At 37.7% G+C, this 17,817-nt stretch carries 18 protein-coding genes and 1 other annotated feature; of the genes, 13 read left to right on the top strand and 5 right to left on the bottom strand.

Annotated features, from left to right (window positions below; genetic code table 11):
- Positions 1-480 precede the first annotated feature (480 nt).
- Positions 481-676 (top strand) — a binding site (T-box leader).
- 67 nt (positions 677-743) lie between these two features.
- From B5D30_RS12240 to B5D30_RS13880, 8 genes are all read left to right on the top strand, one after another.
- Entirely contained in the window at positions 744-1,181 is a 438-nt protein-coding gene (locus B5D30_RS12240; protein ID WP_078808358.1) for a hypothetical protein, read from the top strand.
- Positions 1,182-1,354: 173 nt separating this feature from the next.
- Positions 1,355-4,018 (top strand): valine--tRNA ligase, encoded by a 2,664-nt coding sequence (locus B5D30_RS12245; RefSeq protein WP_407675502.1) that lies wholly within the window; start codon positions 1,355-1,357, stop codon positions 4,016-4,018.
- A 137-nt stretch (positions 4,019-4,155) separates the two neighbouring features.
- Complete coding sequence (locus B5D30_RS12250) at positions 4,156-4,434, top strand: acylphosphatase (protein WP_078808360.1); 279 nt, start codon at positions 4,156-4,158, stop codon at positions 4,432-4,434.
- A gap of 104 nt (positions 4,435-4,538) precedes the next feature.
- On the top strand, positions 4,539-5,477 hold the full coding sequence (gene yidC / locus B5D30_RS12255) for a membrane protein insertase YidC (RefSeq protein WP_078808361.1): 939 nt from the start codon (positions 4,539-4,541) through the stop codon (positions 5,475-5,477).
- 91 nt (positions 5,478-5,568) lie between these two features.
- Positions 5,569-5,736: a hypothetical protein gene (locus tag B5D30_RS13870; RefSeq protein WP_159443327.1), complete on the top strand. Its 168-nt coding sequence runs from the start codon at positions 5,569-5,571 to the stop codon at positions 5,734-5,736.
- Entirely contained in the window at positions 5,693-5,860 is a 168-nt protein-coding gene (locus B5D30_RS13875) for a hypothetical protein (RefSeq protein WP_159443328.1), read from the top strand. Before B5D30_RS13870 ends, B5D30_RS13875 begins: the two co-directional genes overlap by 44 nt.
- Before the next feature lie 14 nt (positions 5,861-5,874).
- The gene (locus B5D30_RS12260) at positions 5,875-6,696 is read left to right on the top strand and encodes a prohibitin family protein (protein WP_078808362.1); all 822 of its coding nucleotides are present in this window, start codon (positions 5,875-5,877) and stop codon (positions 6,694-6,696) included.
- 3 nt (positions 6,697-6,699) lie between these two features.
- Complete coding sequence (locus tag B5D30_RS13880; RefSeq protein WP_159443329.1) at positions 6,700-6,840, top strand: hypothetical protein; 141 nt, start codon at positions 6,700-6,702, stop codon at positions 6,838-6,840.
- A gap of 57 nt (positions 6,841-6,897) precedes the next feature.
- On the opposite strand, the gene B5D30_RS12265 is transcribed toward B5D30_RS13880, so the two are convergent.
- Positions 6,898-8,127 (bottom strand): AbiH family protein, encoded by a 1,230-nt coding sequence (locus B5D30_RS12265; RefSeq protein ID WP_159443330.1) that lies wholly within the window; start codon positions 8,125-8,127, stop codon positions 6,898-6,900.
- Between the two features lie 193 nt (positions 8,128-8,320).
- Here B5D30_RS12265 and xerS point away from each other — a divergent pair, with 193 nt between their 5' ends.
- The 4 genes from xerS (at position 8,321) to B5D30_RS13315 (ending at position 12,993) form a co-directional block, all read left to right on the top strand.
- Positions 8,321-9,397, top strand: a complete 1,077-nt coding sequence (xerS, locus tag B5D30_RS12270; protein WP_078808364.1) for a tyrosine recombinase XerS — start codon at positions 8,321-8,323, stop codon at positions 9,395-9,397.
- A gap of 233 nt (positions 9,398-9,630) precedes the next feature.
- A complete protein-coding gene (locus tag B5D30_RS12275; RefSeq protein WP_078808365.1) occupies positions 9,631-11,136 on the top strand; it encodes a YfcC family protein in 1,506 nt (501 codons plus the stop codon).
- Positions 11,137-11,287: 151 nt separating this feature from the next.
- On the top strand, positions 11,288-12,628 hold the full coding sequence (locus B5D30_RS12280) for a M20 family metallopeptidase (RefSeq protein ID WP_078808366.1): 1,341 nt from the start codon (positions 11,288-11,290) through the stop codon (positions 12,626-12,628).
- A gap of 74 nt (positions 12,629-12,702) precedes the next feature.
- Positions 12,703-12,993, top strand: a complete 291-nt coding sequence (locus B5D30_RS13315; RefSeq protein WP_144399607.1) for a hypothetical protein — start codon at positions 12,703-12,705, stop codon at positions 12,991-12,993.
- 57 nt (positions 12,994-13,050) lie between these two features.
- Here B5D30_RS13315 and glyA read toward each other — a convergent pair whose 3' ends face one another.
- The gene (glyA, locus tag B5D30_RS12285; protein WP_078808367.1) at positions 13,051-14,307 is read right to left on the bottom strand and encodes a serine hydroxymethyltransferase; all 1,257 of its coding nucleotides are present in this window, start codon (positions 14,305-14,307) and stop codon (positions 13,051-13,053) included.
- Between the two features lie 183 nt (positions 14,308-14,490).
- On the opposite strand from glyA, the gene B5D30_RS12290 reads away from it, so the two are divergent.
- Positions 14,491-15,393: an HAD family hydrolase gene (locus B5D30_RS12290; protein WP_078808368.1), complete on the top strand. Its 903-nt coding sequence runs from the start codon at positions 14,491-14,493 to the stop codon at positions 15,391-15,393.
- A gap of 44 nt (positions 15,394-15,437) precedes the next feature.
- Here B5D30_RS12290 and B5D30_RS12295 read toward each other — a convergent pair whose 3' ends face one another.
- The 3 genes from B5D30_RS12295 to B5D30_RS13885 form a co-directional block, all read right to left on the bottom strand.
- Entirely contained in the window at positions 15,438-16,691 is a 1,254-nt protein-coding gene (locus B5D30_RS12295; protein WP_078808369.1) for an ABC transporter permease, read from the bottom strand.
- A complete protein-coding gene (locus B5D30_RS12300; protein ID WP_078808370.1) occupies positions 16,678-17,583 on the bottom strand; it encodes an ABC transporter ATP-binding protein in 906 nt (301 codons plus the stop codon). Before B5D30_RS12300 ends, B5D30_RS12295 begins: the two co-directional genes overlap by 14 nt.
- Positions 17,584-17,602: 19 nt before the next feature.
- Positions 17,603-17,817, bottom strand: a 215-nt coding sequence (locus B5D30_RS13885) for a hypothetical protein (protein ID WP_159443331.1), incomplete at its 5' end; no start/stop codon positions are given.

The following is a 17,817-nucleotide window of genomic DNA, read 5'->3' on the forward strand; positions in this document are numbered from 1 at the left end:
TACCAAGTAGACAAACAAGGTGTGATAAGGAATTCCTTTTTCCTTCTTCATATTAGACAAACGAGCAATCTTTTCAAATTCAAATCGCTGAAAACTTTTGGCAATTGAATGTTGAATAAATGACTTTTCTTGGTTGTTTCGTGTTATAATATTCATGGCATGAACACTCCTTGATCGTTATGGTTTGGTACTTTAATTATATCAAGTTTTGAGTGTTTCATGCTTTTTTTATTCCCCTTGAATGTTGGTGAGGTAAGGGGAAACGTGGGGTTTTGGTGTTTCAAGTTTTAGTTACTACTAAAAACTCGTACTTACCCCAAATCGTCCCTTTTTGCTTTTTCTTGTCACGACATAGTTTTCGTTGAATTCTTTGAAAACAAAAAACTATCAAATTTGGTCTTAAACGGAGTTTTTAGAGGGACTTTAAGAATAGGAAAACTCCCCACCATTTGACAACCAAAAAATAAAAAGGTATAGTAGAAAAAAACAAGAGGAGTAACAAGGAATTTCTTCAAAGAGAGAAAACGTTTGGTGAAAGTTTTCAGAGAGAACTTGTGAAGGTAGCTTGGGGAGTTTTTGGCTGAATGAAAAGTAAGCTAAAACGTTGTGTACGTTACGCATTTTGAGACAGTGTAAGCTGTGAAAACAGGTGGTACCGCGAAATTTCGCCCTGATTAGTTTTGGCTAATTGGGGCGTTTTTTTGTTAAAAGTACCTATAAAAATTATGAGGAGGAGAAGATAAATGAAAAAAACTGGATACTTAAAATATTTACTGCTTTATTTTATCACCTTGATAGCAGCGGAATATCAATACAATATTTTTTCTCTGCAGAATCGTGTGGCGTTTGGTAAAGAGTATCTAATATGGAAATTTTTAAGTATATTTTTTATTATTACCATGTTTTATTTCGCTCCATTATTATTTGGACGGATTTTTCATAAAACGTTTCGCTTTTGGTTTATTCTATATGCGATTCTAATGTTTAATGTTTTCTTCTGGTCGTATAATTTCTCTCCAGAACCTTATTTTATGAGTAGTTTTACTCATGGATGGTGGACGTCGTATGACTATCTTCTTTTAGGTCTTTTCCTAATCGAAACTGTCCTTTCTTCTCTTATTATGAGCTACGGGGCGAGCCTTGGAGCGAAAAATGATCAAAAAAATAATGGGCACCTATAAAAACTCCGCTTAAGACTAAATTAGCTAGTTTTTCGATTTTCTAGGAAATCGACGAAAGCTATGTGGTTCATAGGTTGAGGAGATTGACGAAGAAAATTGGAAAACTAGCAATTTAGGATAAGTGCGAGTTTTTAGAGGTGTCCTAATTATTAAAAGTATAAAAACGGAGGCAAATCATGTCAAAAAAAGAATTATCAACAAAATTTAACCCACAAGAAGTAGAGGCAGGTCGTTATGAAAAATGGCTAGCAGAAGGTGTTTTTGCACCAAGTGGAGATAAAAAAGCAAAACCATATAGTATCGTTATTCCACCGCCAAATGTAACTGGGAAATTGCATTTAGGTCACGCATGGGATACCACACTTCAAGATATGATTATTCGCCAAAAAAGAATGCAAGGATTTGATACTTTGTGGCTTCCCGGAATGGATCATGCAGGAATTGCAACGCAAGCAAAAGTAGAGGAACGTCTTGCTGAAAATGGAGTTTCTCGCTATGATTTAGGTCGTGAAAAATTTTTGGAAAAAGTGTGGGAATGGAAAGATGAATATGCTAGTACAATCAAGGAGCAATGGGGCAAATTAGGTCTTTCACTTGATTATCCACGTGAGCGATTTACCCTTGATGAAGGATTGAACCAAGCAGTAAGAAAAGTGTTTGTCGAATTATATAACAAAGGATTTATTTACCGCGGTGAAAAATTAATCAATTGGGATCCTAAAGCGAAAACGGCATTGAGCGATATTGAAGTAATTCACAAAGAAGTAGACGGTGCATTTTATCATATTACTTACCAAATTGAAGATAGTGAAGAATTTGTAGAAATTGCGACAACTCGCCCTGAAACGTACTTAGGCGATACGGCAGTGATTGTAAACGGAGAAGATGAACGCTACAAGCATTTAATCGGGAAAAAGGCTGTTTTACCAATTATCAATAGAGTTGTACCGATTTTAGCAGATGATCATGCAGATATGTCCAAGGGAACTGGAGTGGTAAAAATAACACCAGCTCATGACCCGAATGACTTTGAAGTGGCTATGCGTCATGATTTGCCGATGATTAATATGATGAATGACGACGGGACTATCAATCATGAAGGCGGAAAATACGAAGGTTTGGATCGATTTGCAGCTAGAAAACAAATCATTCAAGATTTAGATGCTTTAGGTCAATTGGTGAAAATTGAGCAAATCAAACACGAAGTTGGACATTCTGAACGTAGTGGTGTCATTGTAGAGCCTAGGCTTTCAACGCAATGGTTTGTTAAAATGGACGAGCTGAGCAAACGTGCAATTGAAAATCAATCGACTGAAAACGCAGTAGAATTTTTCCCTCCACGTTTCAATCATACATTTTTGACTTGGATGGAAAATGTGCATGATTGGGTAATTTCTCGTCAGCTTTGGTGGGGACATCAAATTCCTGCATGGTACCACAAAGAAACAGGCGAAATGCGAGTACAAATGGACGCTCCAAGCGACAGTGAAAATTGGGTGCAAGATGAAGATGTATTGGATACATGGTTTAGTTCTGCGTTGTGGCCTTTTTCAACAATGGGGTGGCCAGATGACAATGCGGAGGATTTCAAACGTTATTTCCCAACGAACACGCTTGTAACAGGTTACGATATTATTTTCTTCTGGGTGAGTCGCATGATTTTCCAATCGCTAGAATTTACCGATGAACGCCCGTTTAAAAACGTGTTAATTCACGGTTTAATTCGTGACGAGCAAGGTCGCAAGATGAGTAAATCGCTTGGGAATGGAATTGACCCAATGGATGTGATTGAAAAATACGGAGCAGATGCACTTCGTTGGTTCCTTTCAAATGGTTCAGCACCGGGTCAAGATGTTCGTTTTAGTTACGACAAAATGGACGCAGCGTGGAATTTCATCAATAAAATCTGGAACGTCTCTCGTTACATTTTGATGAATAGCGAAGATTTAACCCTTGTTGAAATCAATGAAAATCTTGAGGGAATCGCAAATCGCACACTTGGTAATGTGACAGACCGCTGGATTTTAACAAGGCTCAATGAAACAATTGAAAAAGTAACAACCAATTTCGATCGTTTTGAGTTTGGTGAGGCAGGGCGTAGTTTATACAACTTCATTTGGGACGAATTTGCCGATTGGTATATCGAGTTAACGAAAGAAGTGCTTTACGGTGAAGATGAAAATGAAAAACAAGTCACAAGAAGTGTCTTGGTTCATGTTTTAGACCAAATTTTACGTTTACTTCACCCAATCATGCCGTTTGTAACAGAAGAAATTTTTGAGCAATTGCCAAGTGCTCAAACTTCTCTAGTGGTTGCTAGTTATCCAAAGGTTCGCTCGGAATTTAGCGACGAACAAGCGACAAATGGAGTGGAAGTGCTAAAAGAATTAATTCGTGCGGTTCGTAACATTCGCTCAGAAGTTGGCACACCACTTTCCAAACAAGTGCCTATTCAAATCAAGGCAACAGACGAAAAAGTGGAGCGTTTCTTAAACGAAAACACCAACTACATCACACGTTTCACCAACCCAAGTACACTTGACATTTCTAGCGATATTGTAGAGCCAGATGTGGCAATGAGTGCTGTTTTAACTGGTGCGACAGTCTTTTTACCGCTTGCAAGTTTGATTAATGTCGAGGAAGAAATTGCACGACTAAACAAAGAGCTAGACAAATGGAATAAAGAAGTAGCTCTTGTAGAGAAAAAACTAGGCAATGAACGTTTCGTGCAAAATGCCAAACCAGAAGTTGTAGAAAAAGAACGTGAAAAACAGCGTGACTATCTCGAAAAACGTCAAGCAGTAGAAGAGAGAATCGAGCAATTGAAGAAATTGTAAGTCGTTAAGAAATCAACACCTCATGCCGTATTGAGCGGTTTGAGGTGTTTTTCACAAAGTTCAAAAAATTTCATTGAAGAGAACCTGATTTTCCTGTTATAATAGTTTTGTAATACAAAAAAAGAGGAGGGTTTATCATGAGAAAAGTTAAAATCAACGTCGACGGTCGTGTGCAAGGTGTAGGGTTTCGTTATATGACGAAACTAGTGGCGGATAAACTTGGGGTGAAAGGAGAAGTGTGGAATGAGGCTGACGGAAGTGTGTCAATTTTCGCAATTGCACAAGATGAAATAATGGAAATGTTTATTAAAATGGTAAAAGCAAGTCCTTCGCCAAGCGGTCGAGTAGACCATTTTAAGATAGTTGAAGCACCAGAGTTAGCTGAAACGAATAAATTTAAGGTAGTTTATAAATAAGCCGTTAGACTGATTTTTTATTTTCTTAGCAAGAATGATTGAAAGTAAGAGCTTTATCAAGTAAAATAGATAAGTCAGATTAATTTTAGAAATGAGTATATAAAATGAAAAAAATAAAGAAACTCGCACTTTCAACAAGTGCTATTGCAATGTTATTCTTGCTTACAGGGTGTGTGCAATACACCAAATCAGGCAATCCAACAGGAATTGTCTATGACTTCCTCGGGAAACCAATGGTAAATTTAATCGAACTTTTTGCAAAATCTGTTGGTTACGGTTGGGCGATTGTTTTAATTACGATTATTGTACGAATTGTCATCTTCCCGCTCGGAATTTCACAATCTAAAAAAATGACAATTCAGCAAGAAAAAATGAGTGCGTTAAAACCTGCTCTTGAACCAATTCAAGCAAAAATGAAAAACGCCACTACTCCAGAGGAAAAAATGCAGGCGAATGCTGAAATGCAGCAAGTTTACAAAGACAATAATATGTCGCTAATGGGTGGCATGGGTTGCTTGCCACTTTTGATTCAAATGCCGATTTTCTCCGCTCTTTACGTGGCAGCTCGCTATGCTCCGGGGATTCAAAAGTCTGCTCCATTTTACGGAATTGACCTTACAAAACCTAGTATGGTGCTATTGGTTATCGTTGGAATTTTTTACTTCATACAAGGTTATGCCTCATTGATTGGTATGCCTGAAGAAAATAAACAACAGATGAAAACAATGAGTTATATGACGCCAATCATGATGATTTTCTTCATGTTTAGCTCGCCAGCTGGTGTAGGACTTTACTGGACAGTCGGGGGATTGTTTGCACTTGCACAAACTTTATTCACCAATCTCTATTTGAAACCGAAAATCAAACGAGATATTGCGGAAGAATTGGAAAGAAATCCGATAAAAATTAAAACACCTGTTAGAAAAGACGTTACTACTTCCGCTGTCAAAAGCGAGGTCAAAACGATTGCGACAAACACTTCTAAAGGTGCAACAAACGGAAAAGGACGGAACGCAGGTAAACAACGTCGAAATAAAAATTAAGAACAATAAGGAAAAACTAAAAGCGTAATGGTGCGTTTTGAAGTCTGCAACAGTGAACCACAGCATTTACTTGCTAGAAACGTAGTTTCCAGTGCTGTTGCGAACAGTTGCCAGACTTCAGCACCATGTAGCTAGAAAAAATAAAAGCGGAATGGTGCGTTTCGAAGTCTGCGACAGTGAACCACAGCATTTACTTGCTGGAAACGTAGTTTCCAGTGCTGTTGAGAACAGTTGCCAGACTTCAGCACCATGTAGCTAGAAAAAATAAAAGCGTAATGGTGTGTTTTGAAGTCTGCAACAGTGAACCACAGCATTTACTTGCTGGAAACGTAGTTTCCAGTGCTGTTGTGAGCAGTTGCCAGACTTCAGCACCATGTAGCTAGAAAAAGGAGAAGTTATGAAAAAAAATAAGAAAAAACTCATTGGTTTTCTTGTAGGAATTGCCTTGGTCGTTGCTATTCCAATTGTAGCATTTCGTTACAAAGTTGTACAAAACGGATACGTTGGGATAAAATACTCGATTGTTGGCGGGACAAAGGAAAAGCCGATTACGCAAGGTGGGCATTTTGTCGGTTTTGGTACAAAGGTTATTCAGTACCCTGTTCGGAATACGAGTATCAAATCAAGTGGCATTAGTGCCGTTTCAAAAGACGGAAAACGATTGAATGTAACCGTTCGTTACTTGTACAAAATCCAAGAATCAAAAGCCGTAGATATTTTTAGAGAATTTGGCACAAGTGACATCAAGTCTATTGAGGACGGTTGGTTGTATTCGCAACTTTCTAGTGCAATCAAAAATGTGTACGCAAAATATGACGTTTTGCAAAGCATTGCTGAAAAAGCAGGAGACATTCAAAACGAAGTACAAGAACAATTTCACCAAAAAGCAATCGAAAAAGGCTTTGATGTGTCAGACGTTGTCTTATCCGCACCAGATTTAGATGAAGAAACGCAAAACACAATTGACTCGATTATCAAAGCGGGACAAGAAAACGAAAAAGCAAAGAAAGATGCAGAAACTGCAAAAACGAAAGCTGATGCAGACTATTATGTAAAAGTCAAAGAGGCTCAAGCCGAGGCGGACGCCAATGCGAAATTGACACAATCCATTTCAGACCAACTTATTCGCTACACTGAGGCTCAAGCACGCATGAAACACGGCTGGGTAACTGTTCAAGGAAATGACGGCGGTGTAATTGTGGACGAAAAAGGGAAATAAAACATGATTGAAATTTTCTTAATTCGCACGTTGTTGTTTGTCTTGCCAGTCGTAGGGATTGCTTTGATTGTTTATAACGGGGTGAAGTACTTTAAGTCTCGTGGGAATCGGGATGATGAGAATGATAATGAATTGAAGTTTTGATTGAAAATACCGTCTATGCAACTTGTTCAAGTGAGTTGTATAGACGGTATTTTATCATTATATTTCTTTAATTATTACTCTGTTTTCTAACACTAACTTATGCACTATATTTTTTCCATGATCTTTATTATCCAAAGTCTTACCATACTCTGAAATCAAATCGAAAATTCGATTGGTTAGATTCGTTTTTTCATCAATTTCGGGATCATAATTTGAATAGAAAAATTCTAACACTACATCACTTTCGTATAAATTGATACCGTCAAAAATACTTTGAAAATAGGAGTAATCCGCTTTTCCTAAAGAGTGACCGTAAAATTTAATTCTTCCAATGTTTTTATTGTTAATTGCATCTACAAAAGACAATCTATCAATGGACATTTCTAAAATACGATAGGTTTTAGTGAAGTTTTTTAAACTAGGCTCTGCATTATGATTATCAATTCCAAAAATAGTATTATTATTTTTTAATGTTCCATGAATGTTTTGTACATAGAACGAATCATTGTTATAAAAAGGTGTTGTATAATTAAAATTCAATAGTTTGACATCGTAATCTTCGTTTAGCTCAACCTCTGTTAGAATCTGTCTAAGTAATTCATTGGCTTTTATTATATAATCTTTATTTACTTTATTTACTTCTTCAATTAAATACTCCGTGAATATGATTTCAAATTGTCTTAGTTCATGTAATAAAAATCTGTTTAAGAACCCTTTGTTTTTTAAGTTAAGAGGAAAGAGGGCATCATTTTTAAATTTCAGTATATAAAGTTTTGACAAAAATAAAATCATAGTTTGCTCCCGTTTTTCAGCAAGAAAGGAACAGTTTACCTTACCATTGCTGATATATTCCTTAATGCTCTTCACGACATTACTGTGTATTACCCCTGACTCATTAGCTATACTTTTTGAAATAGTAGACAATACCTCTTCAATGTCTTGCCATGTTTCGTTTGAATTGTTTCCTATGGAAGAAGAAGAAAGAACGTTGAGAGGTATGTGGTCGTTAATACTTTTGAAAAAATGCATATTTGAAAATTTTCCCGGTAGCATACTAATTAAGAATGGGTCATAGACTCTAAAACCAAAAATAAAATCCCAAAAATTCCATTTTTTTATATTTTCTTCACTAAAGTATTGTATATAATCAACTGAAGAATTTAAAAAAATACCCCAATTCTTTTCGAACTCTTCATTATTATATCTTTTATCAAAAAAAGCTGAATAAGAACTCTTTAACCCACACGCCAAATCAAATCCATTACCTAAAACTACTAAAGTACTCAATACAATCACACCTTTCCAAAACAGTATAAAATAATTATATTATAGAATACAAATAAGTTCAAAGTCAAACACTCTTTATTCACCCACTACTAAAATTCCGAAAAACTATAATTTTCTTGAATTATATATAAAAGTGTGTTACAATACACTTAGCTACTAACTCCTTAAAAAATGATGTTGGAAAGGAAAAAATATGAAACGAGAAAAAATAATTCAAAAAATTGAGGAATACAAAGCGATTATGCCGAGTTTTGTATTGGAATATTATCAATCTAAGTTAGCCGTTCCGTATTCGCTCAGTACGCTTTTTGAGTATTTTAAAGAATATCAGCGTTTTTTTAGTTGGATGATTGATGAAGGGATTTCAGAGGCGGACAAAATTTCTGAGATTTCACTTGATACATTAGAGCATTTGCGAAAAAGTGATGTAGAGCGTTATATTACACATTTGCGTGAAGGAACGCTACAAAATACGTTTGCCTCACAACGTGGCTTGTCGCAAGCGACCATTAATCGCACGATTACTTCTCTTTCTTCCCTTTTTAAATATTTGACTGAGGAAGTCGAGGGACTTGACGGTGAACCTTATTTCTATCGAAATGTGATGAAAAAAGTTTCAACAAGGAAAAAATCAGAAACACTTGCTGCTCGTGCAGAAAATATCAAACCAAAACTATTCTTAGGTGACGAAACAGCCGAATATTTGAACTATATTGATGAACACTACGAACATACTTTAAACAGTAAAACACGTGCTAGAACGGCTTTTTTGAAAAATAAAGAGCGAGATTTAGCACTCAATGCGATAATATTAGCCTCAGGCATTCGCTTGAGCGAGGCGGTAAATATCAATGTAGGTGATTTGAATTTAAGAACGAGACGTGTCGAAGTTACACGAAAAGGTGGGAAACGTGACTCTGTAAACATTGCAAGTTTTGGTATTCCATATTTGGAGCGATATTTAGAAGTTCGCAAGGCAAAATACAATCCTGAAAAAACACAAAAAGCACTTTTTTTGACTAATTTCAAAGGGCAGAGCAACCGCATTGATGCTTCTTCTGTTGAAAAAATGGTGGGTAAATACTCGCAAGCCTTTAAAATCAAGGTTTCTCCGCACAAACTTCGTCATACTTTGGCAACAAGGCTCTATGCTGAAACCAATTCTCAAGTGCTTGTCAGCCACCAACTAGGTCATGCAAGTACGCAAGTAACGGATTTATACACACATATCGTCGATGAGGAACAACGAAATGCCTTAGATAAATTGTAATTTTTTTAAAAAAGGCTATACAAACAAAATGAGAAAAGCGAAAATATTTTCTGTTTTCGCTTTCATTTTTTTCCTTTTGTGTGTAAAATAGAGTCGTGGGGTATAAATTGTATTTCGCATTTTATGAAAACGGGTATTTTTTGTAAAATGCGAAATACAAGGACAGAATTTATACCCTCTTTTAACTGTGAGCAATTTTTGCGACACAAATGAAATGAAAGGAAGTATTTCTAATGAACGCAACAAAGAAAAAATTCCAGATGCCTTCGGCATACACCGTATTATTCTTGATTATTGCAGTAATTGCAGTTCTCACATGGCTGATTCCAGCAGGACAATACCAAACCAACAAAGAAACTGGTGACATTATCGCAGGTACTTACAAATCAGTTGCTCAGAATCCACAAGGACTCTGGGATGTTTTGATGGCTCCTGTGCGTGGAATGATTGGAACAGATAGCACTGGTGGTGCAATTGAAGTTTCACTTTTCATTCTAGTTATCGGTGGATTTTTAGGCGTGGTCAACAAAACAGGTGCGATTGATGCAGGAATTGCCTCTATCGTAAAAAAGAACAAAGGGAGAGAAAAAGTCCTTATTCCTATTTTAATGTGTATCTTTGCTCTTGGCGGTAGCACCTATGGTATGGCGGAAGAAACGATTCCGTTTTATGCTTTATTAATTCCTGTTATGATGGCAGTGGGTCTTGACTCGCTTACAGCGATTGCAATTGTCCTTATCGGCTCACAAGTTGGTTGTCTTGCTTCTACTGTCAATCCATTTGCAACAGGAGTGGCAAGTAATGCTGCAGGAATTGGGCTTGCAGATGGGATTTTACTACGTGTCATTATGCTTGTCGTATTGGTAGCAATCAGCATTATTTATGTTTACAGATACGCATCAAAAATCGAAAAAGACCCAACTCAATCACTCGTGTTTGCTCAACGAAAAGAAGACGAGAAACATTTTGATATTGAGGCAATCAATCGTCAAGAAACGATTACAACTCGTCAAAAAACGGTAAACCTCTTCTTCTTCTCCGCATTTGTTATCATGCTTGTAGGGTTAATTCCTTGGGGCGACATTATACCGGGATTCACATTTTTTGAAGATGTGACCAAAACATTGAGCGATGTACCATTTTTAGGTGCGTTTTTAGGAAAAGATATGGCACCTCTTGGCACGTGGTACTTCCAAGAAATCACTATGCTCTTCTTTGTTATCGGTATTATTATTGCCTTTATTTACGGCATGAGCGAATCTGATTTTGTGAAAGAATTTATGAATGGTGCTGCTGATTTAATCGGTGTAGCTATTGTTGTAGCAGTTGCTCGTGGGATTCAAGTGGTAATGAATGACGGTTTGATTACGGCGACTGTACTTCACTGGGGCGAAGTAGGACTCAAAGGCTTGTCCTCTAGTGTCTTTATTGTCTTAACTTATATTTTCTACATTCCTATGAGTTTCTTAATCCCTTCGACTTCTGGTCTTGCTGCGGCAACTATGGGAATTATGGCACCAATGGGTGAATTTGCGGGTGTCGGAAAAGCACTTGTTATCACAGCCTATCAATCAGCTTCTGGTATCGTCAATCTCATCACACCAACAAGCGGTGTGGTAATGGGAGCATTAGCCATTGCACGCATTGACATTGGTGTATGGCTAAAATATGTTTGGAAATTATTAGTGATTATCTTTATCATTACTTGTTTAATGCTTGGAGTAGCAGCTTTATTCTAAGTTTTTAACAAAAAAGAAAAGCATAAATGGTGCGTTTTGAAGTCCGCAACAGTGAGCCACAGCATTTACTTGCTGGAAACTAAAGTTTCCAGTGCTGTTGTGAACAGTTGCCAGACTTTAGCACCATGTAGCTAGAAAAAGGAGAATAGAAATGAAAACTTTTATCACCGAAACACATCAAAGGCAAGCTGTTGAAGATTTGAAAAAACTTCTTGCTGTTCCGTCTGTTTTAGATGAACAAGATAGTGGAGTAGGACATCCATTTGGCAAAAATGTCGTCGCTGCACTGGATAAAGTGTTAGAACTATGTGAAACACTTGGTTTCAAGACATTCAAAGACCCAGAAGGATATTATGGCTATGCTGAAGTTGGGGCTGGAGAAAAACTTTTTGGTATTCTTTGTCACATGGACGTAGTACCTGCTGGAGATGTGTCAAAATGGTCTACTTCTCCTTTTGAACCTGTGGTAAAAGACGGGTTTATTGTCGCTCGTGGTTCTCAAGACGACAAAGGTCCAAGCATTGCTGCTCTTTATGCGGTGAAAGCACTCATGGATGCAGATGTCACATTTGACTGTCGTATTCGCTTTATTTTCGGCAGTGACGAAGAAACTCTTTGGCGTTGCATTGACAAGTACAATGAAAAAGAGGAGGCTGTGACTTGTGGCTTTGCACCAGACGCTCATTTCCCACTTACTTATGCTGAAAAAGGGTTGCTACAAGCCTATTTGACAGGAAAAGGAACAAGTGAACTCCAACTTCACGCTGGTGGTGCTTTAAACGTAGTACCTGATGTAGCAGAGTTTTCTGGTGAGAAATTAGAAAAAGTCAAAGAAAAACTAAATGAACATGGCTTTGCCTTTTCTGATGAGGGAGAAAAAATCACTGTGCTAGGAAAAAGTATCCACGCAAAAGATGCTCCTGAGGGCATTAACGCCCTTACTCGCCTAGCTATCGCCCTTTCTGATGTGTATGATTTTAAACCACTTGATTTTCTTGGCAAATTAGTCAAAGAAAACGCAACAGGTGAAAACGTGGTCGGCAAAACAATGGACGAAGCCTCTGGAGAGTTGACTATGAATTTTGCAAGTCTTGAAATTACACCAGAGCAGACAAAAATTGGTGTGGATATGCGTATTCCTGTAACGATTGACAAAGATGAATTGGCGAAAAAATTTGCCGATAAAGCCAAAGAATATGACTTAACTTATGAAGAATATGACTGGCTCAATTCTCTTTATGTACCATTAGAAAGTGAATTAGTCCAAACGCTTTTAAGCACGTACCGTGATTTTACAGGGGATATGAGCGAACCATTAATCTCTGGTGGAGCAACGTTTGCTCGCACAATGAATCAATGCGTTGCATTTGGTGCAATGTTCCCAGACACACCAGACCTCATGCACCAACCAAACGAGGCATGGGAACTTGAAAGTATGTATAAAGTAATGGAAATCTACGCCGAAGCCATCTACCGCCTATGCGGGAAATAGAAAAGCTATGAGGGGCGGTTTGAAGTTTGCAACAGTGAGCCACAGCATTTATTTACTGGAAACGCTAGTTTCCAGTGCTGTTGCGAACAGTTGCCAAACTTCAGCCCCTTGTAGCTAGACACAGAAAAGCTATGAGGGGCGGTTTGAAGTTTGCAACAGTGAGCCACAGCATTTACTTGCTTGAAACGAAGTTTCAAGTGCTGTTGCGAACAGTTGCCAAACTTCAGCCCCTTGTAGCTAGACACAGAAAAGCTATGAGGGTCGTTCAGGAGTTGGTGACAGCGAACCATGTCGTTCATTTACTTGAAACGTCAGTTTCAAGCGACATTGTGAGCAGTCGCCCAACTCCTGCCCCTCATAGCTAGACAAAGAAAACTCCCCCACATGAATTTCACGATTCTCATGTGAGGGGGTGTTTTTAATTATTTCTCATACAAAGGAAACTTATCCGTAAGTTCGATTACTTCTTTTCTTAATTCTTCTAGCTCGTTTTCATTTTCACGATTTGTTAACGCACGAACAATCATTTTGGCTACTTCGACACATTCTTCTTCTTTAAAGCCACGTGAAGTGACAGCAGCTGTTCCAACACGAATACCTGAAGTTTTAAATGGTGAGAGTTTTTCGTAAGGAATAGAATTTTTATTGACAGTAATGTTTACCTTATCTAAAATTGCTTCTGCTTCTTTTCCATTAATGCCAAAATCTGTTACTTCAAGTAAAAGTAAATGGTTATCACTTCCTCCGCTAATCACACGAATACCTGTGGCACGGTTGAATACTTGAGTCATTGCTTGAATGTTTTTCAATACTTGTTCTTGGTATTCTTTAAATTCTGGGTCAAGTGCCTCTTTAAAAGCAACAGCTTTTGCAGCGATAACGTGTTCTAACGGCCCGCCTTGGATTCCCGGGAAAATAGCAGAGTTGATTTTCTTTGCCAACTCCTCATCATTGGTCAAAATCATTCCTCCACGAGGACCACGAAGTGTCTTGTGTGTGGTGGTTGTCGTGATATGTGCGTATTCACAAGGATTTGGGTGAAGTCCTGCTGCAACAAGTCCTGCGATATGTGCCATATCCACCATTAGAAATGCACCAACTTCATCTGCAATTTCTCTAAATTTCTTAAAATCAATCGTGCGTGAATAAGCAGATGCTCCAGCGACAATCAATTTTGGACGACACTCACGAGCTTTAATACGCACCACTTGATAATCAATCACTTCTGTACTCGGGTCAACAGTGTAAGGCACAAAATGATAGGTTTTGCCAGAAAAATTGACAGGAGAGCCGTGTGTCAAATGTCCTCCAGCTGCTAAATCCATACCAAGAACGGTATCTCCCGGTTCAATTAGCGACAAATAAGCAGCAGCATTCGCTTGTGAACCAGAATGAGGTTGCACGTTGACAAATTTTACACCAAACAACTCTTTGGCACGCTCAATTGCTAAACTTTCCACCACGTCCACAAACTGACAACCGCCATAATAACGTTTGCTCGGGTAACCTTCGGCATATTTATTGGTTAAAATACTGCCTTGAGCTTTCATTACTGCTTTAGAAACAACATTTTCTGAGGCAATTAGCTCGATATTTTGTTGCTGACGATATTCTTCACGGTGAATGGCTCTCCACAATTCTGGGTCAAATGCTTCATAATCTTCTTTATCAAAAATCATTCCGTTTTCCTCCTTGGATAAGTATTGAAACAAGTATGCTGGTACCTCGAACATGAGTTTTTAGAGGTACCCTTATATAATTTATTCTATCATACAAAGGTAATAATAGAAATATTCTTTTATTCATGTTATCATATGAACGTATTTTTTAAACAATTCATGGAAGAAAGAGAGTTTTGCAAGATGATTAATGCGATTGTATTTGACGTGGATGACACGATTTATGACCAACAGGAACCGTTTCGGCGAGCGATTCGTGCTGTTTTTCCGAGATTTCGTGAAACAGATATGAATACCGCCTACATTCGTTTCCGTCACCACTCAGATAAGGGATTTCCAAAAGTAATGGCTGGAGAATGGACAATCGACTACTTCCGCTTTTATCGCACCAACGAAACACTTAAAGAGCTAGGATACGATGAGATTCACGAGGAAAAAGGAGCGTATTTCCAAGAAATTTATGAACATGAACTAGAAAACATTACCATGCTTGACGAAATGCGAATGACACTTGAGTTTCTCAAGAAAAAAAATGTCCCCGTAGGTGTCATTACGAATGGTCCAACAGAACATCAGCTGAAAAAAGTGAAAAAGCTAGGGCTTTATGATTATGTTGCACCAAATCATGTGATTGTGTCGCAAGCAACTGGTTTCCAAAAGCCAGAAAAGGAAATTTTCAATCTTGCCGCCAAACAATTTGGCATGAATCCTGAAACAACGCTCTATGTAGGGGATAGCTACGACAATGACGTCAAAGGAGCATACAATGGCGGGTGGAAATCCATGTGGTTCAATCATCGCTCACGCAAATTGCCAGAGGATATTACGCCTGTTTTCGATGTAGAAATTGATTCTTTTGAGCAACTTTTTGGTGCGGTCAAAGTACTATTTGATTTGCCTGACAATAAATATATACTTGATATAAACGACAAAACAAATCCTGTACTTGAACACGGGATTCAAGCAGGGTTAAATATCGCAGCAGAAAGAATGCTCGCTTGTGGTCATTCCCTTCTTGAAGTTGCAGATATTTTAGAGCTTTCAAGTGAACAACGAAAGTTTTTGAAACAAAAAGGGTATAAATAAAAGAAAAAAACGAAGATACTCTGACTGGTATCTTCGTTTTTAGCTTAACGATCGGCTTTTACATTTTTAATTGATTGTTTTAAAGTTTTTAACAACCCGCCGTCATTGTAAATCAAAACGTTTGATTTGTAGAGTTTTGCTGAAAATAGCAAGAGAAAAATCATCGTTGCAACCATTATTCCCATTGAAATAAAGACTTGCTGAGCAGTTGCGACATTCGCTGACAATTGTAGCGGCAACGTGTAACTTGAGACAAATGGAATATATGTTGTAATATAAACCAAAATATTGTCAGGCATTGTTTGGAAAACCATACTGAAAGCATATGCTGATATTCCAACAAGCATAATAGGCGTTTGTGCTTTTGCAACATCTTCTACTCGAGAAATAAGGGAGCCTGAAAGTGCAGCAAGGAAACTATAAAGCAAAATTCCCAAAATAAGAATCGGTATTACAAACCAAAATTGTCCAGAAAATGCCTTGTCTAAGTGGAAATCTTTTATCATCCCAGTAATTGACTCATTGCTACTTGCCACTTTATAGCCAATAATGCCGTAGACAGCATACACTAGCACATTGGTTGCACATACAAGCATAATGCCTACTAATTTTCCGTAAAAATGAACTTCTGCTTTCACGCTTGAAAGGATAATTTCCATAATACGTGTTCCTTTTTCATTGGCGATTTCTTGAGCAATAATCGAACTATACGTTACAACAAACGTATAAATAATAATTATCAATGCATAAGTAACTATCTGTCTAATACCAGAGTAATCCTCTGTTGTTGTGACTTTTCCATTTTCATCAAATTCGATATGTTTATCTTCTAAGACTGCCGGCATAAGCACGGTTGCCATTTGTTCTTGTGAAAGTTTGAGTTTTTGAGCGTTTAGCAATTGTTGAATACTTGTTAAACTTTGCTGAATGGCATACTGTGTCAATTCTGACACCGATTTTGTCGAACGAAGTTCACTTTTCAGCAAACTATTTTGCTCATCAATTAGCAAAATCGCCCCAACTTTTTCATCTTTTAAGGCAGTCATTGCTTTTTTCTCGTCCATGACTTTATACGTTACATCACCTTTTATTTGCCCAAAAGCCGTTTGAATTTCTTCAGATTTTGTTACAAGAGCGATTTTATCGGTATTTTTAAAGTTATCTTTAACCACGTTCGCTACTCCGTAAACAATCAGTCCAATAACAAGTGGAAGAAGTAACATAATAACAAAGGCTATACTTTTTACATTTTTTATATAAGTATAAAGGGCGACTGTCCAAAATTTATTCTTTTTCATTTACATTCCCTGCTTTCATCTTGAAAATTTCCTCAAGCGTTGGAGGTTGTTGGTTAAACATTGGAATATATCCATTTTTCGTCACCAATTTATAGATTTCTTTGCCGACTTCTTCGTTTTGCAAGGTCAATTCAAAACTTCCGTCTTGTCGAGTTTTCACGTCTAACACCCCGTCAATTTTTGAAAGTTCTTCTGCTGAAACCTCTGCCTCGATAAATAATTTCGTGCGACCAAAGCTCTCGCGAATCTCTCGAACCGTACCATCTAAAATTTTCTCTCCGTTTTTCACCATAATCATGGAATCAACCATTTTTTCCACGTTATCCATATTGTGATCAGAAAAAATAACGCAGACGTTCTTCTCACGCAATTCCGCAACGGCAGTTTTGAGTAAATCAGCATTCACAGGGTCAAGTCCAGAAAATGGCTCATCTAAAATGACCAATTTGGGCTCGTGAATAAGTGTTGCGATTAACTGTACTTTTTGCTGATTTCCTTTAGAAAGAGACTTTAATTTATCCGTTCTTTTCCCTTTTACTTCAAATTTTTTCATCCAATAATCAATTTTTCCGTTAATTTCTTCTTTTGATTTCCCACGTAACGCTCCGAAAAAGAGCAATTGATTTTCGATTGTATCCTTTGAGTAAAGACCACGTTCTTCTGGAAGATAACCGATGACATTATAATCGTCACTTGTTATTTTTCTCCCATTCCACAAAACTTCCCCTTTGTCCGCATTTAGAAAATCTAAAATTAAGCGAAACGTAGTTGTTTTTCCTGCACCATTTTGTCCGATCAGCCCTAAAATTTCGCCGTCATGAATGGTCAAAGACAAATCATTCACTGCAACAAAATCGCCAAAGGACTTAGTTAAACCTTTGATTTCTAGCATATTCTTCTCCTTTTTCTAGCTACATGGTGCTGAAGTCTAGCAACTGTTCACAACAGCACTGGAAACTTACGTTTCCAGCAAGTAAATGCTGTGGTTCACTGTTGCAGACTTCAAAACGCACCATTACGCTTTTAGTTTGTCTAGCTATGAGGGGCAGGAGTTGGGCGACTGCTCTCAACGTCGCTCGAAACTGACGTTTCGAGTAAATAAACGACGTGGTTCGCTGTCGCAAAC

It is taken from the genome of Pilibacter termitis (assembly GCF_900167335.1).
In the GTDB taxonomy this organism is placed as follows: Bacteria; Bacillota; Bacilli; order Lactobacillales; family Streptococcaceae; genus Pilibacter; species Pilibacter termitis.